Origin of the sequence: Arthrobacter alpinus, from assembly GCF_900105965.1 — a bacterium.
GTDB classification, from domain to species: domain Bacteria; phylum Actinomycetota; class Actinomycetes; order Actinomycetales; family Micrococcaceae; genus Specibacter; species Specibacter alpinus.
Genome location: NZ_FNTV01000001.1, coordinates 1,700,434 through 1,722,909 on the forward strand (window position 1 = coordinate 1,700,434; position 22,476 = coordinate 1,722,909).

The following is a 22,476-nucleotide window of genomic DNA, read 5'->3' on the forward strand; positions in this document are numbered from 1 at the left end:
CGGCTCAGGCCTGCAGCACCGACCGTTCCGCATCCCGCAGCGTGTACCTCTCGGGCTCCAGCGGCAGCGCCGCCCCTGTCACGGGAACAGTCAACACTCGCAAGAACGTGCTGGAGGCCGCCAATAGCCTTCTGGCGATCCCCAACGGCACCGGCCCGGCCGTCATGCCATCAAGCTCCGCTGGTTCATCCGTGATACCCAGCAACCCCAGGAACTGCACCTTCAGCAATACCAGCGCCTTGGGCATCGGTGGATCCACCAGCACTGGATGCCCACCCAATCTGGTGGGCTGTTTGAAGTATGCTTCCTGCTCTTCGTCCTCACGCCGTGAATTCTCGTCAATCCCATCGACCACATGATCGATGTACCCGCTGCCGTCGCCAACCAGCAGCCCTTCCACCGGAACATCACCACTACCGGCCGCACCTGCCGTGGGATCTACCGTGACAGCTGCGGCCGGGCAGTTGCCGTCCCAGCTGGCGGGCTGCGCAGCTTCCTTGTTCAATTTCGGGTTCTGCCGGGGGGCGGTGTGTCGAGCATCTTCGGGTAATTCCTGGCCCATCAACAATATGGCGGCAATATCGGCACGGAGCTGATCCAGCGTCCGATGATCAGAGCAGTCCTCGCCGGAGCCGGACGCCACGGCCTGACGTTGGCGTTGAAGGGCGTCGGCCTTTACGGCCCGGGCCGCCCGGGTGCAATGGTCCATGATCGCGTTCGCAGCAATCGTGAGGATGTGCAGTCCCAGCCAGCTCAACCCGCCCTTGCCGGGCTCATTGGCGATCCTCCTGCCGCGGAAGGCTTCCTTCACCCGGGTATCCAACGATTCCGGGAACAACGATTCCCGCACCTTTCGAGCTATGTTGGCGAACCGCAACGCCGTGCACCCCTGCGCGAACAACAACAACTTTGCCTCAAAGCAGGCCGCCTCCGGAGCCGAGATACCGGGGGTGCCCCTATGTCTTCTGTCAAGCAACTTTGAGTTCCGGGATGTCGTAAAGTGTCCCGTCTCGGAGCATGGCGAATATGACGGTGAGTCGGCGGTGGGCTAGTGCGATCAAGGCTTGGTTGTGGCGTTTGCCTTGGGCTCGTTTCCGGTCGTAGTAGGCGCGGCTGGTGGGGTCGAATCTGATCGATGCGAACGCCGAGAGGAAGAGTGCTCGTTTCAGGCGTTTGTTCCCTGAATGACTGACACGTTCGGACTTGATCGAGGTGCCTGACTGGCGGGTGGTCGGCGCTAGTCCTGCGTATGAGGCTAACGCTGCGGCGCTGGTAAAGGTTTTGCCGGAGATCTCGGCGATGATGATCGCTGCGGTCCTGACGGCGACCCCGGGCATGGATGTCAGGACCGGGTAAAGAGGGTGGGCCTCCACCATTTTCTCTAGATGGGCGGCCACATCAACGCGTTGGGCATGCAGCGAGATGAGTTGTTTGGCCAGGTGTGGGATGACCAGTCCGGCGGCGTCAGTGCCAATCACGGTGACTGTTTGTGCCCCCAATGCGTCGATGATGGTGCCGGCCCGTGCGGTGTGCCGGCGGGCTCCGTGCTTCTTGAGCTTCGCATCGATTCTGGCTTTGCCTGCGTGTTTGAGCAGGGCTGGTGTGGGCCAGGTCGTGAGGACCTCGAGGACGGCGTCGTGCTCCAGCCACGGACCCAGAACTCGTTCTAGTGGTGGGTGAATCTGGGTAAAGAGCCCTCGGATCCGGTTACTGGTCTGGGTGATCTGGCGCGCCAAGTCCAGATCAAAACCGGTGAGCATTCCGAGCGTGGCTTCGTCCTCGTCAGCAACCTCGATGCTTCGTAAGGTGTGGGGCATGGTGCGCGCCGCGTCCGAGATGATGAACGCATCCTTCTCATCAGTTTTGGCCGTACCCGGGTACATGTCCGCGATCCGTCTCATCGACAACCCTGGCAGGTAGGCCACCGGGATTCCAAGGTGTTGAGCGACCGCGATCGCTAATGCGCCGATGGTAGCGGGCTGGTCCACGACGACAAGGACCGTTCCTTTGGTGTGCAGCTCCTCGTATACTTCGGTGAGCCTGGCTTCGTCATTGGGCAGGGTCCTGTTACAGACTTTCGTCCCGTCCCTGGTGACGGCGCAGGCCCAGTGGTCAGTTTTTCCAACGTCCAGGCCGAGGAAGATGTCGATGTCGCTGGTGATCATGTTTAGTACCGCCTTTGAACTCGTAGCTATTCAAAAGTCGGCCAACCCATTGGCAGCAAAGTCTTACATCCACGTTATGACAGGCGTCCCGAATGGCTGGCGCCGCGCCCCTAATCAGCAATCACCCCGCTGCCGTCCCAGCCTCGGTGACAACAACCCCCCGGATCATTGGTTAGACAGGGGCAAGACACCATGCCGAGGCTGGTCGGCCAACAGTCCCCATGATCCTCTTTTTAGGGACTATCAAAAAGATAACGGGTCTCAGCCAGGGTGCCCAGCGCCTGAAGGATCGTGACCGCATGCCGCCACGACAACACTCCCAACCCCAGGGCCACGCGCGTCTTGGGATGACCCTGAATGCCAACGGAGTACGAGGCAAGGGTGGCCGCAACGCCTCCACGCACCCACGCCGTCGGCAATCACCGACCTGGCTACAGAGGCCCGTGCGGGAGGTTTGGGAACCCGTAGCGGGTACGGCAGGAACTCAGGAAGCCCAATAAGCGCAACATTGTCAGACCCGAAGCGTTCAGTGGAAGGAAGAATAGTCCCAGCAATGAGCCCAGCCAGATCCATTGTGGCTGCATCACCCCGGTCCCCGGGGACAAGCTCCCGACTACCCATACAACGACAACCCTAAATCCACTGAGATCGCATTGCAATAGTTACGGGAATACATATTCTATAATATTCATGCGAAATACGGTCCAAAACCGGGTTTCGGCGAGCTCGACCAGCGAACGGCAGCGTCAACTACCGGCCGCGGCCAATCCACTGTGGCAATACCCCTTAGTGCCAGAGGGTTTGCCGAACCGCGCCTGCGGCACGCATGACTGATCCGGCGGCACCCAGGACCGCATTGCGCCCCTGAAAACCATGCGGCATCATGGCTGTCTGCCCCATGATTCTCGACATCGAAATAAGGCGTTGCGTCTTTGCCCGGCGCGCGCTGTCGTAGGCAGCCAAACCGTCCTCCACCGAGGTCGCCTCGCCAAGGCACCGGCCCAGCGTCACGCCGTCGATCAGGGCCTCGCATGCACCCCGCCCCAAGAACGGGCCCATAGAATGTGCCGCATCCCCCACCAAGGCCACACGCCCGTTGAAGTAAGACGGAATCTTCGGCATATCAAAGAGTTCATGATGCAAGATCTCACTTTCCTCGACCAGTCGCAACACCTCGGCCGGCCCCGTGCGCCAGGAGCCAAAGAGATCTCTCAAATGCTGCAGATGGGGCGGCTCAAAACGGCCGCCGGCCTTGAGGCAGGCGTACCAGTTCGTGGCATCCGGTCCGGCTGGGGTCAGCCCAAACATTGCTCCGGGCGCCCAGGTTTCACCATGACTGCTCACGGCACCTGTTGCTGTTCCGCGCCACGCAACGACGCCGAGGGATCTGGGTCCGGAAGAGGCCCCAAACATGGACGTGCGAGTCTTGCTGAACGTTCCGTCGGCCCCAATAATGGCATCTGCATCCGAGAAGCCCTCAGTGGCAGTTGCCTCAGAGTCAAAGGTGACATTGACGCCGTCGGCCAGGATCTCCAAGAGGCGGGGACGGGAGACCATCACGAGATTTTTGCCGCCAGGAACTGAGAGGAGAGTTCGCCCGGCAGGTGTTCGCAGCCCGGTATCAGCTGACGCCCCTAGGCTTGAGCCGCTCTGACGAACCTGCTCCCCGACGTCAATGGCATCGAGCGCCTTCAGGGCCTCCGGCCACATCCCAAGGAACGTGCCAGTCTTAGGCAGCCCCGGAGCACTCTCACACACCTCGACGTCCCAGCCGCGCAACGCCAATGCCCGGGCAGCAGCAAGGCCCGCAATGCCAGCCCCGATAATCGCAGCCTTTCCTCTCATGCTTGAGAGCCTACGCTTGCACAGGCACGGCGCGAAAGGCTCAATTCAGGGGCCCTTGGCTGGTGCGCAAATCGCCCCGCTAAGGTTGAGCCATGACACGTCTTGAAACTTCCGCTGAGGTAGGCATTCACCAGTTCACAGTCAGCGCCATCCTGTTCGATTTGGACGGCACGCTGATTGATTCGACGCCAGCCACCGAGAGAGCGTGGCGCACCTGGGGCGAACTCATGGGACTGGCGGATTTCAGCTACGGCACCCATGGCGTTCCGGCCCAAGCCCTGGTGGAACAAACCATTGAACCGGCACGTCAGGCCGAGGCGTTTGAATTGATCAAAGCCCTGGAAACGGGCGACACCGGGGGTGTTGTTGCCAAGGATGGCGCCGCGGAACTGTTGGGGTCGTTGCCGGATGGCTCATGGACCATCGTCACCTCCTGCACTCGCGGATTGGCTGAGGCGCGAATGGCCGCCGCTGGGATCTCCGGGCCCCACCACATGGTCACGGCCGATCAGGTGAACTTTGGAAAACCCCACCCCGAACCATTCCTTCTCGGCGCACACCGCGTCAACGCCGACATTCACAGTTGCCTGGTGGTGGAGGACGCCCCGGCGGGCCTGACGTCAGGCCGGGCAGCCGGGGCAGTGACGCTCGCGGTGGTTGGCACGACGGCGGCCGCCGAGCTCGACGCCGATTACATTGTCAGCACTCTCGACGACGTACGTGCAGAAGTGTTCCCGGACGGCAGGATTCGCGTCACCGTGCGGACGGCTTAAGCTTTGGTTGGCTGGCCTGAACAAGCTCGACGACCGAAGAGTGCGGGCATGTCTTTGGGCAACAAAATGTCGCGATTGCGACTCAAGCCGAGCGTGTGGCCTACCCCAACGGAGTAGTGTCTATTGGTTTCGATGACAACTGGATTTCCCAATCCATGCTGGCAATCCCATGCATGGAAACTAAGCGAATGCGTCCAACGGCTTGTTCAAATGTTGAACTTGCTGGAACAGCCAACCGGCAAAGCATCAAGGAACTGAAGCGCAATAAAGAATATTGGGGTGGCGAAATCGCGGCGCACTCATGGTCTAGCGCAACTCACACTGTAGCCTTCACCGCAGTCACACCCGAGCTCCTCGATACCGAGCTGCGACTCATGAAGGAATGGTTGATCGACAACGGATTCCAGGGCCGCGACCTGGTGGCCCACCCTCTCGGCAAGTTCAACGGCGCCGTCATGAATATTGCATCCAAGCAATACAAATTCGCTCGCACCGTGAACATTCGACAGCAGGAAACCCAGCCACCCGGCAACCCTTTCACCTGCCGTGCGCAGTCCTCCACCAACACGGTCACCCTCGCGCAGATCACCGCGCAAGTTGACGCTGCCTACGCCAACGGCACGCGGCTAAACCTGCCATACCATGACATCGTCCCCACCCCCGGCACTGCAGGTCACGCAAGCGAACTTTGAGGGCGCCCTGGACTGCATCGCCGCCAAGGGGATTCCGGTTCGCAAGGTCTCGCAGGTACTCAAAGCCACCGCGCCATAAGGCTACCAAAGACCGGCTAAAGCCCGAGACCTTCAGGCTCCCATCTTCCATGAGAGATGAGGTCCTCCCGGTCAAGGAGGGACAGCTCGGGACCCGGATCGTATGCCACAATGTGTTTCGCTACAAACCCGCGGATTGCTTCACGTAGTCGTTTCATGCTCAGACACTAGGACTGGCTGCTGCTCGTCGACAGAGTAGCCAACACCCGTTGTTGCTCCCAAGGGCACCCGCGCCTACTTGCTCAGAGCCACAAAGGCGACAAGGGCGGCGACGCATGCCAGTGCGATTAGCGCCCCGTACTGAAGGTAGGGCCACCACGGCCGCGTGTGGATCGGGACTTCATGACTGCTGTATTTTCCCATCCACTAGCTATACACGGCTCACCTGATGGTTCCCTATGCGCACCCAAACACGGGGCTACGTAAGACCAGTTAAGTTCCCATGTGCGGATAGGCCACACCTTCTCCATTGAGGGTGTCTCCGTTCCGGCGTAAGCCGGGAGATTCCTACTTGAAATTGATGGCGGCTCCGCCAGAGTTCGATTTCTAACAGGGCCAATGCTGCCACCGTAGAACTGAAAAGCACATATGGAGACGACATGGAACCCACTATCCCTATCGACCTGCCCACCACACTGGCCATTACGACGGCTGATCTCGCCGCGGCAGGGTTCTTGGCACGGTACTTGGAGGACGAGCGCAAGAATTCACCGGCTACACACATCCGCATGCCCAAGGTCTACCGCGATGAATCCCGCACACTCGGTCTGGATCGTCTCGAACTCAGTGCCCTGATCCAGACAGCCATGGCCTCTCACGTCATGGACGGTGGCCTGATCACTTTGTTGGGGATGCTCGGCCTCCGGGTATCAGAGGCGTGCGCCGTACGGATCGAGGACTTTCAGGACACCGAGCGCGGCCACCGTGTGCTGCGCCTGGTGGGCAAGGGCGGGAGGCCTGCTACGATCCCGCTGCCCGTCGCCGTGCTGCGTGCCTTGGATGCGGCAGCCAGGGAGCGACACTCCGGCCCCTTGCTCCTACGGCGCACCAGCACGATGCCAATGAACCGAAAGGCTGCGACGCTGGCCGTTGCTAGGCTAAGTAAGAAGGCGGGGATCACCAAGCACATCTCGCCACACAGCCTCCGGCACTCGTTCGTCACCGCCTGCTTGGATGCGGGTGTTTCGCTGCGTGATGCACAGATAGCCGCACGGCACGCAGACCCCCGCACCACAAGCCGCTACGACAGGGCTCGCCACAACCTTGACCGCCATGCAAACCACACAGTCGCAGCGTTCCTTTCAGGTTCTGCGTAGCCACAGAAGTAAAGCCCCCACCAAACGGTAGCGGCTTTGCTTTTGCCTGAGTCTGGGTGTTCCCACTTGCCGAAAACCTCCTTGGCGGCGTCTTTGACGTGTTAGCCAGCCCCCTTGCCCTCAACCGCAGCCTGATCGCCGACACCCTCAGCTTGGAGTTTTTCGTTGTTGGGCGCATCACCCAGTCTCCCTATAGCCTTCCCGGCTACTTCTTGAGCGTTGTTGCTGATTTTATCTCCGAGTCCCATGAGGACCTCCTTCAATTCGAATCCAACAAGAACACTATCCACCTCAGAAAGGAGTCAGAGAATTTCATGAGTGCCACCGGTCGGGTCGCACAATTACCACCACGCGGTGTCCACGGAGAACCAGGCGGAGGTCGTCAACGACTAACCGTCATTGACTCTCACACTTGTCCCCGGCTGCTGCATCACGGTGATGATCGCGTATGCCGTGGCGGCGTTGAGGTCGTCAATTTCAATTTCATGGCCGTAGAAGCTGTCGCAGTGCATACATGTGTAGTCAACATCCCACACCCCTGCACCATTTCGTCTGCGACGGCGGGCCCTCTCAAGCAACACATACCGATCGGTGTGGCATTCATCGCACCAGATCCGATCGGATGCGTCAGCCTCGATAGTCGCCAGGATGTGCGGGTCTGGTTTGGTTGGGGCTTGTCTGAGCATCACTTCTCACCCTTTCGAAACAAGGTTCTGAGACCAGAGGGAAACTGTGTGGCAACCATTTTAGACAAGACGGAGTTCTTCCGTCCAACATCACGCTGCAAGTCCCTAGTACTGCACGCGAAGGCTTACAACCCGTGCACACTTCAGGATTTCTCATTGGAGTCGCTCGATGCCCTGCCCATAGTCCAGGATAGGACTAGCCACGAGTGCCTCCCAGACTGCAACGACATCCATGGACCAGTTACCCCAGCCGGTCTGGTTTTGCCTGAGCAGGCTCTCGACCCTGAGCGCTGGCTCAGCCCGCCACAGCAACGTTGGCAGCAAGCCCCCAGCGAAGTTGGGTAATTGCCAAACCCGCAAAAGGGCAACAAAAAACCGCTCAAACTCTGGAAAGTTCCCAGTGTTTGAGCGGTTTTTGTTCGGTCGGGCTGACAGGATTTGAACCTGCGACCCCTTGACCCCCAGTCAAGTGCGCTACCAAGCTGCGCTACAGCCCGAAATGTTCAACCTTTGGAATGTATCTCCCGTGGCTGAACCACCTGAAAAAGTTTACATCATAAAAAACGTGACCTTTACCAATTCAGGTGTGAGCCGCATTACTTCTTGCGGCTCCGCTTTTCACGCACGCGCATGCTGACCTCGATGGGTGTTCCTTCGAAGCCAAACGTCTCGCGGAGGCGGCGTGTGATGAAGCGACGGTACCCAGGATCCAGGAAGCCTGTGGTGAACAAGACGAACTTCGGCGGTCGGCTGGAAGCCTGTGTGCCGAACAGAATGCGGGGCTGCTTGCCGCCACGGACGGGGTGGGGGTGCTCTGACACCAATTCGCCAAGGAACGCGTTGAGGCGGCCCGTGGGGATGCGGCGGTCCCAGTTCTCAAGAGCCAGGTCCAGGGCAGGAACAAGCTTGTCCTTGTGCCAGCCGGTCTTGGCGGAGATGTTCACGCGCGGAGCCCAGTTGACGTGGGCCAGATCGGTCTCGATTTCGCGTTCCAGGTACTTGCGGCGCTCATCGTCCATCAAGTCCCACTTGTTGAACGCGAGCACCAAGGCGCGACCCGATTCGATGGCCAGCTGCAGGATGCGAACATCCTGCTCGCTCAGGATCTCGTCAACGGCCAATAGGACAACGGCAACTTCAGCTTTTTCCAAGGCGGACTGCGTACGCAGTGAGGCGTAGAAGTCTGCACCCTGCGCCATGTGGACGCGGCGGCGAATACCAGCCGTGTCAACGAAGCGCCAGGTACGGTCGCCCAATTCGATGAGCTCATCGACAGGGTCACGCGTGGTGCCGGCAACGTTGTCAACGACAACGCGCTCGGAGCCGGCCAGCTTGTTCAGCAGCGAGGACTTGCCCACGTTGGGACGTCCCAACAGTGCAATGCGGCGCGGGCCGCCGGTGCGCTCGATGCCTTCGACGGCGGAGAACTCCGGCAGAACATCCATGACTCGGTCAAGCATGTCAGCAACGCCACGGCCGTGGACAGCCGAAACGGGGTACGGCTCGCCGAGGCCAAGGCCCCAGAGGGTGGCGGCGTCGGCTTCCTGGACCAGGTCATCGATCTTGTTGCCGACCAGGATGACCGGCTTCTTGGCCTTGCGCAGCATGCGCACAATGGCCTCATCGGAGGCGGTGATGCCCACGATGGCGTCCACTACGAGCAGTACGGCGTCAGCCATTTCAACGGCGACCTCAGCCTGTTCGGCCACGCGCAGGTCGAGTCCGCGGGCATCGCGCTCCCAGCCACCGGTGTCAACCAGGGTGAAGTTGCGTCCGTTCCAGTCTGCTGTGTACTGGACACGGTCACGGGTTACCCCCGGGGTGTCCTCAACGACGGCCTCGCGGCGGCCAAGGATACGGTTCACCAGGGTGGACTTGCCCACGTTGGGGCGTCCCACAATGGCAAGTACGGGGTCCTGGCGGAGGGCATCAAAGTTGGAGCCGTCGTCGAACCCGCCTGAAAGCAGCGCGGCGTCCTCGTCGTCGAGCTCGTAGTTGGCTAGGCCAGCAAGCAGGCCGGCCGCGCGCGCATCGGCGTCCTCGTCGGAGATGGCCGCCAACTTCTCGGCGATCTGGTCGGTACCCGTGGGTACGTATTCCGGGTGACCAAACTCACCGTCACCGGAGGGTGCGGTTGACTTGGGGTCGCTCATGGTTGCTGTCCTTTATGCTTTGAAGATAGGTGATCATCCGCAGGCAAATCCTGCCCTGTAGCGGCTTGCGATGCGGCAATGTGTGCCGCCAGCCGCAGGCGGATTTGTTCGGTTGCTCTGTCCATTGAAACACGGCCGGAAACTCCCGGTTCACGTGTGATTCTCATTGGTTCCCCAAACACTACGTGCAGTTTGCGCCGTGGTGTTGGAATTTTATCGCGATGTTCCCCGCCGCGCCTTGTTCCCAGGACGGCAACAGGTACGACGGCGGCGGCTGAGTTGAGTGCCAGCCACGCCACTCCGCTGTTCATGGTGGCGGCGTCCCCGGTCCCCCGGGTGCCTTCCGGAAGGATGCCTACACAGTCTCCGCGGTCAAGAACGGCCTTGGCGTACTTCAACGCTGCCCGGTCGCCTTCCCGGTTGACGGGAATTTGCCCTGATGCGTGCAAAACCCGGCCAAGGAAACCCTTGAACATGTCGTGGCGGACCATGACATGCATGTACCTGCTGCTGGCACCAACCATCACGGGTCCGTCAAGGTAGCTCAGGTGGTTTGCAGCAAATACCACGGGGCCATCGGCGGGGATGTTTTCACGACCCAGAACAGTGGTTTTGTACACCACATGATCCAGGAAGCGGCCCAGCGGACGGCTCCACAGGGTTTTCCACCGCGGCGGAGGCGCCGTCAGCACCCGCAGCGGCTTTTCGCCACCACTCATGCAGCCGGACCTGCGTTGACTGCCTGGCGAACAACGGCGATGACGGCGTCAATGGTTTCTTCGAAGTCCAGGTCCGAGGAGTCAACGGTGTAGACGCCGTCGGCTGCGCGCTGGAAATCAACCACGGTCGCGTCCTTTGCGTCACGAGCCAACACCTGTTCGGCCAGCTGCTCAGCTGTTTGGGTGCCACCGAGCTGGAGACCCCTGCGGCGCAGGCGGGCTTGCTCACTGGCAGTCAGGATGAGACGAGCCTCAGCATCAGGGGCAACAACGGTGGTGATGTCCCGGCCTTCAACCACGATGCGGTGACCGTGTTCGGCGATGAGCGCCTTTTGGCGGCGCACCAATTCGGCCCGCGCCCCGAGATTGGTGGCCACGGCACTGACGGCTGCGGAAATCTTGGGTTCCCGGATGGCGTCCGTGACGTTGATGCCGTTGACCTTGAAGAACTCAGTCTCCGGAACCATGCTTTGTTCCAGCTTGATGGTGCGCGCAGCAGCCTCGACGGCGCCGGCATTCTCCAAGGGGATCAAGGCGTTCAGGCAGTGCCAGGCCACGCTGCGGTACATGGCGCCCGTGTCCAGGAATGCCAGACCCAGGCGCTGCGCAACGGCCTTGCTCACGCTTGACTTGCCCGATCCCGAGGGACCGTCGACGGCAATCACCAAGGACTTGCCTTGGCGAATCTGCTGCACTGTTACTTCTGTGTTGCTCACTGAACTACCTTCCAACCACGCGCCGTCAATTCATCCACCAACAGCACGCGCCGAGACGGCAGTACCGAAAGTTCAACCATGCCAACCTGCAGGCCGGCCGAGTGGTCCAGCCGCAGGTCTTCAAGGTTTACGCCAATCTCACCGATCTCGGTCAGCAGGTGTGCAATCTGGCCCGGCTTGTCATCGACAAGCACCGTGAGCCATGAGTACTGCTGTGCCGGACCACCGTGTTTGCCGGGAATCCGGCTCTGCCCTGCGTTGCCCTCAGCCATGAGCTGGGCCAGGTCCAGGCGTGCGCCGGGGGCCGTGGGGGCACTAAGCGTGTTGATCAACCGGTCAAGGTCGGTCCGCACACCCTTCATGATCTCCAACAAGGCTGGCGCATTGGCACCAAGAATCTGCACCCACAACGAGGGGTCACTGGCGGCAATCCGGGTCACATCACGCAGTCCGTTACCGGACAGCGAGAGTGAATGCGCAGGCGTTTCCTGAAGGCGGCTGGCCACCAGGGACGACATGACCTGCGGCAGGTGCGAGACCAGAGCCACGGCGCCGTCGTGCTCATCCGGGGTAAACCGGAACACCACGGCGTCGAGGTCAATCGCCAAGGAATGGGCAACCTTGATTGCATGGGCGGAACTGAACTCCGACGGGCACAGGACCCATGGCATGGAGTTGAACAGTTCGCCACGGGCAGCCACGGGCCCCGAGCGTTCCCGCCCGGCCATGGGGTGCGTGCCAACGTATCGGGACAAGACCAACGCATCCATGCCGTCCAGCTGCGTCAGTTCGGCAAGAACCGAACCCTTGACGCTGGCAATATCAACCACGACGGCGGACGGGTACCGGCGGAGGGCACCGGCAAGTACCTGCGCGGTGACATCCGGCGGCGCGGCCACGACAACCAGCTCCGGAGCCAGGTTTTCGGCAGGGTCAAAGGCACGCCCGGCGCCAATGTCCACGGCCACGGCCTGGGCAGAGGGCGAGGGGTCGCTCAGAACCACGTCGATGCCGCGGTGACGCAGGCCCAGCCCAATGCTCGCCCCCAGCAGACCGCTGCCAAGAACCAGCACCGGACCTAACAGGTGCGAAGGATTCATGCGTTGCTTACATCCCTACGTCTGCGAGCAGGTAACCAACCTCGTGGCGACCCAGAAGGCGGACACTGCCCTGGCGCTGGTCGCCCAGGGCGATGGGGCCGAACTTCACGCGAACGAGGCGCTCAACCGGGTAGCCGACTGCGTCGAACATACGGCGAACAATGCGGTTCTTGCCGGAGTGCAAAACAACTTCGGCCAGAACGTGGCCCGGAGTCGAGTCAACGAGGCGGAAGGAGTCAACCTTCTGCCAACCGTCCTCAAGCTCCACGCCGTCCTTGAGTTGGGCGCCAACGCCGTGGGCCATCGGGCCGCGGACCTGGACCAGGTAGGTCTTGGGGATCTCGTACTTGGGGTGGCTCAAGCGGTTGGCGAGCTCGCCGTCGTTCGTCAAGATCAACAAGCCCTCGGTGCCCGTGTCCAAACGGCCAACGTGGAACAGGCGCTCACTGGTTTGGCGCTTCTTCAGGAAGTCGCTGATGCACGGGCGACCTTCGGGGTCATCCATGGTTGAAACAACACCCTTGGGCTTGTTGAACACCATGTACACCATTTGATCGTTCGTCTGGATGGTCATGCCATCAACCACGATCTCAACGTTTTCCGGGTCAACACGCAGACCCAGCTGGTTCACGGTGACGCCGTCAACCTGAACGCGACCTTCAAGGATCATGTCCTCGCACAGACGGCGTGAAGCAACGCCGGCCATGGCCATGACCTTCTGCAGGCGCACGCCCTCGGCGTTGTGAATGTCAATGTCGTCAGTGGTGCGCGACGGGCGGCGGTTCTGCTCCGTGGGGCGGTTCTTCGACGGGCCGACGGTGCGGCCGTACTGCTCGTTCTTGAACGGGCGGGCGCCGGTCTGGCTTGGCTTGCGGGCACCGGGCTTGCTGGTGGCAGCCTTGGGGCCGCCCAGCTTGGGCGCACCGGACTTGTAACCTTCGGCGCTGGCCGCTTTGGCCCTGTCGGCGTTGTAACCTGCGGCGCGCAAAGCGCCCGGCTTGAGGCCGTCATCGCCCTGGCTCTTCCGAGGCCCGCCTGACTTGGGCCCGCCTGACTTGAAGCCACCGGACTTGGGGGCACCGGATTTGAAGCCGCCGGACTTGAAGCCACCTGATTTGGGTGCGCCGGAGCGGGGATTGCCGCCACGCGGCTGGTTCTGCCCGGAAGAACTTCCGGAGCGGGGCGACGGTGTCATGAGTTTGTCCTTAAAGTGCTAAATATTGTGGTCATGCTAAAAGTGTGAATCGTCAAAATCTTGGAGGTTTTCAAGACCGGGCAGGTGCGGTGCAATTTGCGGCAACTCGTCCACGCTGCCCATTCCCAACCGTTCCAAAAAGTACGCCGTGGTCCGGTACAGGAATGCCCCGGACACCGGATCGGTGCCCACTTCCTCAATCAGTCCGCGCTGCGCAAGCGTCCTCACCACCGAGTCCACGTTCACACCACGGATGGCGGAAACCCGGGCTCGTGTTACCGGCTGGCGATATGCAATCACCGCCAGGGTCTCCAAGGCCGCTTGCGTGAGCCGGGCCGTCTGGCCGTCCACAACAAATGCTGACACTATCTCGGAGTAGGCTGCGCGTGAATAAACACGCCATCCTCCAGCTAGTTGCCGGAGTTCAAAGCCGCGGACCGGTACAGTGCCACCTTCCCTAGTATAGCCGTCGTACTCCCTCGCCAGTTCGTGCAATAGCTCACGTACCGTGGATGTGGGCAAGCCCACCACAATGGCAAGCTGTTCCTCCGCTACGGGTTCATCAACCACCATCAGGACCGCCTCAAGAGCGGCCTTGACACTGTCTCGTGATTCGAGCAGGTCCTCAGTTGGGTTCGGTGCGTCTCTTTCGTCATTGCTCATGGGCGCTCCCGATCTCTTCATCGAAGTCACTGTCGGTTGCTGGCGCGTGGTCCACGCCGGAGCTCCACCGCACCAACAGTTCGCCCAACGGGTGTTCTTGATCGAAGGCAACCAATTGGTCGCGGAAGAGTTCAAGCAGGGCCAGGAACCTGGCAATGACCACCATGGAAGATTCCGCGTCGGCGGTCAACGCGGCGAATGTGAGCGGCTGGGCAGCCCAGGCGGCTGCCGCGGGATCATCCTGCCCCGGCATTCCCTGGGTGAGCATGGCCATGATGATGCCGGCCTGATCCCTGACACTGACGGGCTGAACGTGGAGATGCGCCAAGCCAACTTCTGTCCGAGGAGCTTCTTTGGGTTCCATGGCCCGTGCCGCCAGCTCGGCAAGCTGCTGGGGAGTGTGGCGCCAGAGAAGTTCAGGCAACAGTGCTGCAAAGTGCGGTTCGAGTCCCGCCTCACGGGGAAATCGTCTCGCTTCGCGCTCCAACTCACCACCCATGAGGGTGGCAACTTCCTTGAAGGCCTTGTATTGCAGAAGCCGGGCGAACAAGAGGTCACGGGCCTCCAGAAGGGCCAGGTCGTCGTCGTTCTCCACCTCGCCTTCGGGAAGAAGCCTGGCGGCCTTGAGATCCAAGAGCGTTGCTGCCAGGACCAAGAATTCGCTGGCCTCATCCAAGGCCCATTCCTGCCCCAGATCCGCCAATGCCTTCAAATAACTGATGAACTCGTCCGTCACAGTGGCGATGGCAACGTCCGTGATGTCCATCTCGTGCTTGGAAATCAAGCCAAGAAGCAGGTCGAAGGGGCCGGTGAAATTATCCAGCCGCACCTCGAAGCGTGCCTTGCCTGAAGTCCCGGTGCCGCTGGCCTCCGGGCTTTCAAGGGGTGTTCCTGCCGCGATCCCCGCGACCAAAGTTGGTGAATTCAAGTTAGGGCGAGCCGCCTCGGGCGATCAGTTCCTTGGCCAGGCGGCGGTAGGAATCGGCACCCGGATGGTTGGCCGCGTAGGACGTGATGGGCTCTGCAGCCACCGAGGCGTCAGCGAACTTGATGGTGCGCTTGATGACCGTTTCGAAGACCTTGTCCCCGAAGGCCTCTACCAGGCGGGCCAAAACTTCGCGGCCGTGGAGGGTGCGGGCGTCGTACATGGTGGCCAACACGCCGTCGACCTGCAGGCCCGGGTTCAGCCGGTCCTGAACCTTGTCGATGGTTTCCACCAGCAGAGCCACGGCGCGCAAGGCAAAGAATTCGCAGATCAGCGGGATGATGACACCGTGGGCGGCGGTCAGCGCGTTGACGGTCAACAGTCCAAGGGACGGTTGGCAGTCAATCAAGACAACGTCGTACTCGTCTTCAACCTTGCGCAGGGCGCTGGCCAAAACCTGTTCGCGTGCAACCTCGTTGACGAGCTGAACCTCGGCGGCCGACAGGTCAATGTTGGCCGGGAGAATATCAATGTTCTCGACGTCCGTGTGAATGATGGCGTCGCGGATGTCCACCTTGCGGTCCATCAGCACGTTATATACCGTGATGTCGAGTTCATGGGGGTTAGTGCCCAGACCGGCAGAGAGTGCCCCCTGCGGATCGAAGTCGACCAACAGAACCTTGCGCCCGGCTTCCGCCAAGGCCGCTCCGAGGTTGATGGTGGAGGTGGTCTTGCCCACACCGCCCTTTTGATTAACCATCGCGATGACCCTGGCCGGGCCATGGGAGGTGAGAACCGGGGGTTCAGGGAAGTCCGTCAGGGGACGCCCCGTAGGGCCCATTACGTCTTCGCCGGCAAGTGCCGTTGCACCCTGCTCGTTGCTCACCTGTCAGTCCACACTTTCGCTGCTTAATAATTCTGCGCTACCAGTGACTAGGTTACCGGTTGGGCGGCGCATGTTTTGAACATTTACCGCCGATGGGTTTTGAGCCTTGACCCTCAAGTTGAAGCTGAACGTTGGCGCCAGCCCTGCGGAAACCCCTCAAAAGAGCCTTCATGTCTCGCTCTTCGAGGGTTAGATGAACGCCCCGCGAGCCTATACTTCGTTAGTGATGAGCAAAGCTACCAGCACCCCCGGCAATCCCCCACGCAGTTCAGCAGGACCACGCAAGGATGTGGTGCGTGCCGAGAAGCTGCAGGCAGGCTATTCCGGCGAGGCCGTCTGCGGTGTGGTCAGTTTCAGTCTTCATGCCGCGCAGGCCCTTGCACTCGTAGGCCCCAACGGAGCGGGCAAGTCAACTGTGGTCAAGACGCTAGTGGGCCAGCTTGAACCCGTGTCCGGCACCACCCTGATCAACGGTTCGGCAGTGGATGACAGGACCCTGGATTTCCGCCGCGAGGTGGCAGTTGTTTTTGATGATGACGCATTCTTCCCGTCACTGACGGTCGAGGAACACTTGGCGATCGTCGCGGCAGGACACGGCGTTGACGACGTCGAAGAGGTCATCTCCTCCGAACTGGAGTTCTTTGGCCTCACCGAGCAGGCCAAGTCACGGCCCTACAACCTCTCCTCGGGGCAGCGACGGCGCATGTTGCTGGCTTCAGCGTTTGTGCGCCCCCGTTCCTTGTTGGTGTTGGATGAGCCGGAGCAACGCCTGGACACCTCCATGCGGCACAGGCTGGCCACCCGGCTCAGTGCCGAGGTCGACGCCGGGCTGGCACTTTTGGTGGTCACGCACGATCCTGACTTCCTCTCCACCGTGGCCACCAAGGCGATCTTCGTCTCAGACACGATTCACGCGATGACACCCACGCAGGCCGCGGTGGCCATCGCCTCCGAGAACCCGCACGCGGACTAGCCCATGAGCACACAGACCAAAGAGCGCTTCAGCGCCAAGGAAATCCGCCAGTACACCTTCCGGGCCGGCCTTAGCCGCACCGAGGGCGGCCTTATGGACCTCGTTTCGGAGGTCTACACCTCCCTCCTCGGTGGGTTAACCCTGCTGACCATGGCCGGGGCACTCATCGTGGCATTGCGCCACAGCCTAGGCGTCGGGGACGAATCTGCACTCGTGGCATCCGCCGTGGCACCTGGATTCCACTCCGTGACGCTGTTGCAAGCCGCAGCAACGGTGCTTCTCACCCTCGCCGCAGCCCTGTTGTCCGTTGAGATGACCATGGGGCCCATCGCCATGACGCTTCCGCAAACGGCGTGGTGGCTGGGATTGCCCGTGCGCCGCCGGGGATTCATCCAACCAGGGTTCCTGAAATCACTGTTGTGGCCAACCATTGCCGCGATCATCGTGGTGCTGCCGCTATCTCTGGGCATGGCCGAAAACCCCACGCCGGGCCGGACTGCCCTGGCCGCGCTGTGCGGGGCCGGCCTTGCGTGGTTGCTGTACGGCATCGCATCCTGGTGCCAGATCACGGGCCAAGGCGCCTGGCTTAAGAAGGTCATGGGCGCCATCACGCTCGTGGCGCCGCTGACTCTTGTTGCTACAGCCCTCTACAACAACGTGGCGGGCAGTCAGGCAATCACGGCTGCACAGACGGCCTGGATGGAGTACCTGCCCACCAGCTGGCCCCTCCTGGTGGCCGACGGCGCCACCTGGCCGTTGCTGGTCGTGGCCCTCGCCCTGGGGTTGCTCACGCTGGTGTACGCCAACCTTGAACGCATCACCACAGCACAGCTGAAGGCAAGTGCCGCGGCTGGGGCCTATGCGGCAAGTTCCTTGCTCTCCATGGACGCCACGGAGCTTTCCCGGTCTTTGAGCACGGGACCTTCACTGGGGAAGAGCAAAATCCGTTTGAAGCTCATCTTCAAGGGCGGCACGGCTCACGCGCGGAGCATCAAGACGCTCATCAGCACGCATGCCACGATGGCCCTGCGCTCCCCCGCCACCTTGTTGCGGGTACTTGTTCTGGCCGCGATACCTGCCTCGCTGGCCTCCGTGGAGTTCCTTGGCAACGCCGTGTTGATCGCTGTGGCTTTGTACTTGTGCGCCAGCTTTGCCTCGTCGGCACTTGGCGCCACGGCACGGTTCTCTGCAGGCAATCCCGCGGTCGACATGCTCATGCCGCTTCCAGCAAAGACAGTACGTCTGGTGCACTACGCCATTCCCGCCGTGGCCATGACGCTTTGGGCACCCATTTGCTTGGGGCTTCTGCTGGCTCTGGGCGTTGGCTCTCCACAGCTTCTGATTTTGGCACTCCTGGCCGGGCCGGGTCTTGGGGCGGCCACCTTGCGCGCGGCCTTCAAACCGGCCCCGGACTGGAACATGCCCGCGGTTGCTGCACCTACAGGACCGATTCCCACCGGAGCCATCAAGTCCTTCTTGATTGGCCCGGACCTGACACTCATTGTGTTGCTGCCCGTGCTGATTTGCTTGATTTCAGGCGGTGTCCCGGCGGTCGCGTTCCCGGCGCAGCTGACGCTGACCTGGCTCGCCTTCCTCTGGGGAACACATTTGCGGAAACCGAAGTCCGAGAAGGACGGAGGCATCTTCGGCATGCCACCGGCGGCCGCGGCGAAGTAGCCTCCTCCATGGACGCATAACGGACGTGGTACACAGAAGAAGCGGGTGGCCGTCCTCTTGGAGGACGGCCACCCGCTTCTCGTTTGAGTAACTAGACGGCGACCGGGACGCGCTGCGCCGCGGCAGCTCCGCCGTCGCCACCCTTGGAGCCGGAAACAGGCTCGGAACCGTGGTCGTCGTCATTGACAGACAACTCGTCAAAGGGGTCGCGGCCGGCAAGAACTTCGCGGGCCTTCTCGATATCGAGCTCCTTGGTCCACTTGCCAATCAGCAGCGTGGCGACCGCGTTGCCGGTGAAGTTGGTGAGGGCGCGGCATTCCGACATGAACTTGTCGATGCCCACGATGACGCCCATGCCATCGAGCAGCACCGGCTTGTGAGCGGCCAATCCGGCGGCCAGCGTGGCCAGGCCGGCGCCAGTGACTCCGGCGGCACCCTTGGAGGCGACGATCATGAAGACCAGCAGGCCGATCTGCTCACCGAGGTTCATGGGCAGGCCCATAGCGGTAGAGATGAACAGAGCACTCATGGTCAGGTAGATGGCGGTTCCATCAAGGTTGAAGGAGTAACCGGTGGGGACGGTGATGCCAACCACTGGCTTGGAGACGCCTGCATGTTCCATCTTGGCCATGAGGCGTGGCAAGGCAGATTCGGAGGAGGAGGTGGCGAAGATCAACAGGTACTCACGGCCCAGGTAGCGCATGAGGGTGAAGATGTTCAGGCCGGTGACCAGGCGCAGGATTGAACCGAGGATAACTACGATGAACAGTGCGCAGGTCAGGTAGAACGCGCCCATCAAGATGGCCATGGAACCGATTGCGGCCCAGCCGGTTGCACCCACGACGGCGGCGATGGCACCAAAGGCGCCGACCGGGGCCAGCCACATGATCATGGTCATGAGCTTGAAGACCACTTTTTGGATGTGCTTGACACCGTTGAGCACCGGTTCACCGGACTTGCCCAAGGACTGCACAGCAAAGCCGACCATGAGCGCCAGCACCAAGGTGGGCAGCACGGGGATGTCGCCCGGAATCATTTCCATCAGGAACTTCACGGTGGAATTTTCCTCCGCGCCGCCGCCAGCCTTGTAGGGCTCCAGATGCAGGCCGGCGCCGGGGTGGATGATGTTGCCCACCAGCAGGCCGATGCCCAAAGCAATCGTGGACATCGTCATGAAGTAGACCAGTGCCAAGCCGCCAACCTTGCCGACGGTGGCCGCCTTGGCGATGGAACCGACGCCGATCACCAGGGTGCAGAAGATGATGGGCGCAATGACCATCTTGATCAAGGCAATGAACATGGTCCCCAAGGGCTTGAGGGACTTGCCTACTTCAGGAGCCATCAAGCCAATCGCCGCGCCCAAAACTACGGCGGCAATGACGGCAATGTACAGCCAGTGGGTCTTATCCAGCCTGCGTCGCGGCGCCTTCGCAGCGCTGACGGTCCCTCGTCCTTGAGAGCTCATGGTGACTCCTTGTGATACTGGTGATTAGCATTGGTAGTTGGGGCGTGCGATCCGCCTCACACAAGATTGCCCGCAAAAGTGATTTATCTCACCGTTGTGTTCATATTGGTCGCACGAAAGGTGAGACATGTTTTGGCGCGGCTGGAGCATTGCCCGCAGGTTGCTGGTTGCCAACCTGATATTTGTGGTGCTCTTGACGGCCGGGCTGGCCGCCATCATGGTTTCCGACGCCGGTTCCCGCACGTATGAGCAAACCCACCAGCGCATGCTGTCGGTTGCCACGTCCATAGCGGATTCGCCCATGGTGATTGCGGCAGCAACACAACCCAACGCCTCCGCGGCCCTGCAGCCCTACGCCGAGGCGGTTATGCGCGATGCCCATGTCGACTTCATCACCATCATGGACCCGCAGGGCATCCGCTGGACCCACCCGAACCCGGCGGAAATTGGCAAACCCTATGTTGGGTCAATTGCTCAGGCGCAGGCGGGGAACACCTTTTTTGAGACCACGGCTGGAACGCTGGGCCCCTCTGTGCGTGTCATTGTGCCGATCAAGAACACGGCCGGGACCGTCACGGGCATGGTGGCCACCGGCATGACTGTCAGCAATGTTCAGATCCTCGTGGCCGCCCGGATCCCGGCGGTCCTTGGGCTGGCCGCGGCGCTCCTTGTGGCAGGATCGCTGGCCGCGTGGGCCCTGGGCCGGTACCTCAAGCGCGTGACCTTTGGCTGGGGCCCGGAGGAACTGGGCCAGCTCTTTGCCTACTACGAATCTGTTCTGCACTCCGTGCGTGAGGGCTTGATCTTGGTGGATACGCGCGGCTCAATTGTTCTCCACAACGATCACGCCGCCCTTTTGCTGGGTATTGACAGGCCAGATTCGGGGCTGGATACGCTCAAGCTGCCCGATTCCCTGAGGGAGCTTTTGACCAGTGGGCGGACGGCCACCGACGAGGTTCACTTGGCGGGCGAGCGTTTGTTGGTGGTGAGCCAACGGCCGGCCACGCTACCTGGAAAGCACAGCCCGGCAGGTACCGTGGCTACGCTGCGCGATCACACCGAGTTGACCGCTTTGGCCGGCAACCTCAGCAGCACCCAGACTCTCGTGGAAGCGCTACGTTCCCAGACGCACGAGCATGCGAATCGCCTGCACGCCATCATTTCCCTGATCGAGCTGGACCGTCCTCGCGAAGCCTTGGCGTTTGCCACCTCCGACCATGCGGCGAACGTGCGCCTTGGCGGAGAGTTTGTTGACACCCTGGATGAGCCGTTCCTTGCGGCGCTACTGCTGGGCAAACGCGCCCAGGCCGATGAACGCGGCGTGACACTGGCGCTCACCGCATCCGGGACGCTGCCACCGAAGACCCTGGACACTCGAGAGCTTGTCACCCTGCTCGGCAATCTCGTGGACAACGCCATCGAGGCTGCGGCAGGCCAATCCCAAGATCCCACCGTCTGGGTGGATTTGCTCGTCGCAGATGGCGCCCTGACCCTTACCGTGGCAGACAACGGCCCCGGTTTGCCCACCACAGACCTTGATGTCCTGGGCAGGATCGGAACAACTGGGAAAACCTCCGTTGCCCCAGGCGGCCGGGGCTATGGCATTGCCCTGATCCGCCGTGCCACGGCTGCCCTCGGCGGCACCATCACAGGCGAGAACGACGGCGGTGCCGTCATGACCGCCGTCGTGCCTCTTGGCCCTGACCTTGAGACAACCACTGAGATTCGTCCAGAAAATAGAGGAAATCAATGACCGGCCCCTCCCCGATCCGTGTGCTTGTGGTGGACGACGAACCGATCGCACTGGCCGCGCACGCAGACTATGTACGGCGGCTGGACGGTTTTGAAGTGGTGGCCGAGGCGCACGGCATGGGGGCGGCGCTGGCGGTATTGAACGATCCCGCGGTGCCATCCATTCAACTGATCCTGCTGGACATGAACCTGACCGACGGCCACGGTTTGGACCTGCTCCGGCGCATCCACGGGCTGGGGCTCGTGCCGGACGTCGTGGCCATTACGGCCGTACGGGATGTCCACGTGGTGCGCTCCGCCATCGCCCTGGGCATCACGGCCTACCTCATCAAGCCGTTCACCTTTGCCGCCTTCAGGGAAAAACTGGAGAACTATCGCAACTATCACGTTGTGCTGGCGGACAGGTCCCAGACGTCACAAGATGCAATAGACAGGGCGTTGTCGCAACTGCGCCCCACGGGGAAACTCACGCTGCCCAAAGGGATGCTGCCCGAGACGCTGAGCGCCGTGGCTGACTGGCTAAGGACGCGGGAATACCCGGCATCAGCCACAGAGGCCGCCGCACAACTGGCCATGTCCCGCGTGACGGCCCGGCGGTACTTGGACCATCTGGTCGAGACCGGCTCCGCGAGCAAGGCACCCCGGCATGGATCACCCGGCCGCCCGGAACTCGAGTACAGCTGGTCGCGCTGACAGC

General features: G+C 61.5%; 22 protein-coding genes and 1 tRNA gene. 7 read left to right on the plus strand and 16 right to left on the minus strand.

The genetic code is table 11. From position 1 onward, the window contains the following. Nucleotides 1–4: 4 nt before the first annotated feature. The 3 genes from BLV41_RS07990 to BLV41_RS08000 all read right to left on the minus strand — a co-directional run bounded on the left by BLV41_RS07990 (nucleotide 5) and on the right by BLV41_RS08000 (nucleotide 4,010). The gene (locus BLV41_RS07990) at nucleotides 5–904 is read right to left on the minus strand and encodes a hypothetical protein (protein ID WP_139244246.1); all 900 of its coding nucleotides are present in this window, start codon (nucleotides 902–904) and stop codon (nucleotides 5–7) included. 64 nt (nucleotides 905–968) lie between these two features. Continuing rightward, nucleotides 969–2,165, minus strand: coding sequence for an IS110 family RNA-guided transposase (locus tag BLV41_RS07995; RefSeq protein ID WP_074711273.1), 1,197 nt, complete (start codon nucleotides 2,163–2,165; stop codon nucleotides 969–971). Nucleotides 2,166–2,951: 786 nt separating this feature from the next. After that, the gene (locus BLV41_RS08000) at nucleotides 2,952–4,010 is read right to left on the minus strand and encodes an FAD-dependent oxidoreductase (protein WP_074711274.1); all 1,059 of its coding nucleotides are present in this window, start codon (nucleotides 4,008–4,010) and stop codon (nucleotides 2,952–2,954) included. 92 nt (nucleotides 4,011–4,102) lie between these two features. Here BLV41_RS08000 and BLV41_RS08005 point away from each other — a divergent pair, with 92 nt between their 5' ends. Continuing rightward, entirely contained in the window at nucleotides 4,103–4,783 is a 681-nt protein-coding gene (locus BLV41_RS08005) for an HAD-IA family hydrolase (protein WP_074711275.1), read from the plus strand. Between the two features lie 173 nt (nucleotides 4,784–4,956). Next, a complete protein-coding gene (locus BLV41_RS08010) occupies nucleotides 4,957–5,475 on the plus strand; it encodes a polysaccharide deacetylase family protein (protein WP_139244248.1) in 519 nt (172 codons plus the stop codon). A 95-nt stretch (nucleotides 5,476–5,570) separates the two neighbouring features. Here the strand turns inward: BLV41_RS08010 and BLV41_RS22040 are convergent, their stop codons facing one another. After that, nucleotides 5,571–5,711, minus strand: coding sequence for a hypothetical protein (locus tag BLV41_RS22040; protein WP_170835440.1), 141 nt, complete (start codon nucleotides 5,709–5,711; stop codon nucleotides 5,571–5,573). A gap of 441 nt (nucleotides 5,712–6,152) precedes the next feature. Between BLV41_RS22040 and BLV41_RS08015 the strand changes: the two genes are divergently transcribed. Continuing rightward, nucleotides 6,153–6,869: a tyrosine-type recombinase/integrase gene (locus tag BLV41_RS08015; RefSeq protein WP_074711277.1), complete on the plus strand. Its 717-nt coding sequence runs from the start codon at nucleotides 6,153–6,155 to the stop codon at nucleotides 6,867–6,869. Between the two features lie 101 nt (nucleotides 6,870–6,970). On the opposite strand, the gene BLV41_RS08020 is transcribed toward BLV41_RS08015, so the two are convergent. The 11 genes from BLV41_RS08020 to BLV41_RS08075 all read right to left on the minus strand — a co-directional run bounded on the left by BLV41_RS08020 (nucleotide 6,971) and on the right by BLV41_RS08075 (nucleotide 15,912). Then, the gene (locus BLV41_RS08020; RefSeq protein WP_074713190.1) at nucleotides 6,971–7,117 is read right to left on the minus strand and encodes a CsbD family protein; all 147 of its coding nucleotides are present in this window, start codon (nucleotides 7,115–7,117) and stop codon (nucleotides 6,971–6,973) included. A 141-nt stretch (nucleotides 7,118–7,258) separates the two neighbouring features. Next, a complete protein-coding gene (locus BLV41_RS08025; RefSeq protein WP_139244250.1) occupies nucleotides 7,259–7,558 on the minus strand; it encodes a hypothetical protein in 300 nt (99 codons plus the stop codon). 420 nt (nucleotides 7,559–7,978) lie between these two features. Further along, a tRNA-Pro gene (locus BLV41_RS08035) sits at nucleotides 7,979–8,052 on the minus strand. Nucleotides 8,053–8,151: 99 nt separating this feature from the next. Continuing rightward, nucleotides 8,152–9,708, minus strand: coding sequence for a ribosome biogenesis GTPase Der (gene der / locus BLV41_RS08040; RefSeq protein ID WP_074711280.1), 1,557 nt, complete (start codon nucleotides 9,706–9,708; stop codon nucleotides 8,152–8,154). Next, nucleotides 9,705–10,427, minus strand: a complete 723-nt coding sequence (locus tag BLV41_RS08045; protein ID WP_083360662.1) for a lysophospholipid acyltransferase family protein — start codon at nucleotides 10,425–10,427, stop codon at nucleotides 9,705–9,707. The genes der and BLV41_RS08045 overlap by 4 nt, the downstream gene beginning before the upstream one ends. Beyond that, on the minus strand, nucleotides 10,424–11,143 hold the full coding sequence (gene cmk, locus BLV41_RS08050) for a (d)CMP kinase (protein WP_074711281.1): 720 nt from the start codon (nucleotides 11,141–11,143) through the stop codon (nucleotides 10,424–10,426). Before cmk ends, BLV41_RS08045 begins: the two co-directional genes overlap by 4 nt. Beyond that, entirely contained in the window at nucleotides 11,140–12,243 is a 1,104-nt protein-coding gene (locus BLV41_RS08055) for a prephenate dehydrogenase (RefSeq protein WP_074711282.1), read from the minus strand. Before BLV41_RS08055 ends, cmk begins: the two co-directional genes overlap by 4 nt. A gap of 7 nt (nucleotides 12,244–12,250) precedes the next feature. Beyond that, nucleotides 12,251–13,438 carry a pseudouridine synthase gene (locus tag BLV41_RS08060; RefSeq protein ID WP_044571945.1) on the minus strand — a complete coding sequence of 396 codons (1,188 nt, stop codon included), beginning with the start codon at nucleotides 13,436–13,438 and terminating at the stop codon, nucleotides 12,251–12,253. Nucleotides 13,439–13,474: 36 nt separating this feature from the next. Then, nucleotides 13,475–14,101: an SMC-Scp complex subunit ScpB gene (scpB, locus tag BLV41_RS08065; RefSeq protein ID WP_074711283.1), complete on the minus strand. Its 627-nt coding sequence runs from the start codon at nucleotides 14,099–14,101 to the stop codon at nucleotides 13,475–13,477. Continuing rightward, nucleotides 14,091–15,002, minus strand: coding sequence for a segregation and condensation protein A (locus BLV41_RS08070; RefSeq protein ID WP_425284292.1), 912 nt, complete (start codon nucleotides 15,000–15,002; stop codon nucleotides 14,091–14,093). The genes scpB and BLV41_RS08070 overlap by 11 nt, the downstream gene beginning before the upstream one ends. A 28-nt stretch (nucleotides 15,003–15,030) precedes the next feature. Then, nucleotides 15,031–15,912, minus strand: coding sequence for a ParA family protein (locus BLV41_RS08075; protein WP_044571941.1), 882 nt, complete (start codon nucleotides 15,910–15,912; stop codon nucleotides 15,031–15,033). 226 nt (nucleotides 15,913–16,138) lie between these two features. Here BLV41_RS08075 and BLV41_RS08080 point away from each other — a divergent pair, with 226 nt between their 5' ends. Continuing rightward, on the plus strand, nucleotides 16,139–16,885 hold the full coding sequence (locus BLV41_RS08080; RefSeq protein WP_074711284.1) for an ABC transporter ATP-binding protein: 747 nt from the start codon (nucleotides 16,139–16,141) through the stop codon (nucleotides 16,883–16,885). A 3-nt stretch (nucleotides 16,886–16,888) separates the two neighbouring features. After that, nucleotides 16,889–18,562: a DUF6297 family protein gene (locus tag BLV41_RS08085; RefSeq protein WP_074711285.1), complete on the plus strand. Its 1,674-nt coding sequence runs from the start codon at nucleotides 16,889–16,891 to the stop codon at nucleotides 18,560–18,562. Between the two features lie 91 nt (nucleotides 18,563–18,653). Here BLV41_RS08085 and BLV41_RS08090 read toward each other — a convergent pair whose 3' ends face one another. Beyond that, entirely contained in the window at nucleotides 18,654–20,027 is a 1,374-nt protein-coding gene (locus BLV41_RS08090; protein ID WP_074711286.1) for a cation:dicarboxylate symporter family transporter, read from the minus strand. Between the two features lie 127 nt (nucleotides 20,028–20,154). Here BLV41_RS08090 and BLV41_RS08095 point away from each other — a divergent pair, with 127 nt between their 5' ends. After that, a complete protein-coding gene (locus BLV41_RS08095; RefSeq protein WP_074711287.1) occupies nucleotides 20,155–21,780 on the plus strand; it encodes a sensor histidine kinase in 1,626 nt (541 codons plus the stop codon). Continuing rightward, a complete protein-coding gene (locus BLV41_RS08100; protein ID WP_074711288.1) occupies nucleotides 21,777–22,472 on the plus strand; it encodes a response regulator in 696 nt (231 codons plus the stop codon). The genes BLV41_RS08095 and BLV41_RS08100 overlap by 4 nt, the downstream gene beginning before the upstream one ends. Nucleotides 22,473–22,476 lie beyond the last annotated feature (4 nt).

Excerpts from the sequence above, each read along its gene's own strand:
- BLV41_RS07995 (WP_074711273.1), bottom strand. The coding sequence starts at position 2,165 with ATGATCACCAGCGACATCGACATCTTCCTCGGCCTGGACGTTGGAAAA.
- BLV41_RS08000 (WP_074711274.1), bottom strand. The coding sequence starts at position 4,010 with ATGAGAGGAAAGGCTGCGATTATCGGGGCTGGCATTGCGGGCCTTGCT.
- BLV41_RS08005 (WP_074711275.1), top strand. The coding sequence starts at position 4,103 with ATGACACGTCTTGAAACTTCCGCTGAGGTAGGCATTCACCAGTTCACA.
- BLV41_RS08010 (WP_139244248.1), top strand. The coding sequence starts at position 4,957 with ATGGAAACTAAGCGAATGCGTCCAACGGCTTGTTCAAATGTTGAACTT.
- BLV41_RS22040 (WP_170835440.1), bottom strand. The coding sequence starts at position 5,711 with ATGAAACGACTACGTGAAGCAATCCGCGGGTTTGTAGCGAAACACATT.
- BLV41_RS08015 (WP_074711277.1), top strand. The coding sequence starts at position 6,153 with ATGGAACCCACTATCCCTATCGACCTGCCCACCACACTGGCCATTACG.
- BLV41_RS08020 (WP_074713190.1), bottom strand. The coding sequence starts at position 7,117 with ATGGGACTCGGAGATAAAATCAGCAACAACGCTCAAGAAGTAGCCGGG.
- der (WP_074711280.1), bottom strand. The coding sequence starts at position 9,708 with ATGAGCGACCCCAAGTCAACCGCACCCTCCGGTGACGGTGAGTTTGGT.
- BLV41_RS08045 (WP_083360662.1), bottom strand. The coding sequence starts at position 10,427 with ATGAGTGGTGGCGAAAAGCCGCTGCGGGTGCTGACGGCGCCTCCGCCG.
- BLV41_RS08055 (WP_074711282.1), bottom strand. The coding sequence starts at position 12,243 with ATGAATCCTTCGCACCTGTTAGGTCCGGTGCTGGTTCTTGGCAGCGGT.
- BLV41_RS08060 (WP_044571945.1), bottom strand. The coding sequence starts at position 13,438 with ATGACACCGTCGCCCCGCTCCGGAAGTTCTTCCGGGCAGAACCAGCCG.
- scpB (WP_074711283.1), bottom strand. The coding sequence starts at position 14,101 with ATGAGCAATGACGAAAGAGACGCACCGAACCCAACTGAGGACCTGCTC.
- BLV41_RS08080 (WP_074711284.1), top strand. The coding sequence starts at position 16,139 with ATGAGCAAAGCTACCAGCACCCCCGGCAATCCCCCACGCAGTTCAGCA.
- BLV41_RS08085 (WP_074711285.1), top strand. The coding sequence starts at position 16,889 with ATGAGCACACAGACCAAAGAGCGCTTCAGCGCCAAGGAAATCCGCCAG.
- BLV41_RS08090 (WP_074711286.1), bottom strand. The coding sequence starts at position 20,027 with ATGAGCTCTCAAGGACGAGGGACCGTCAGCGCTGCGAAGGCGCCGCGA.
- BLV41_RS08095 (WP_074711287.1), top strand. The coding sequence starts at position 20,155 with ATGTTTTGGCGCGGCTGGAGCATTGCCCGCAGGTTGCTGGTTGCCAAC.
- BLV41_RS08100 (WP_074711288.1), top strand. The coding sequence starts at position 21,777 with ATGACCGGCCCCTCCCCGATCCGTGTGCTTGTGGTGGACGACGAACCG.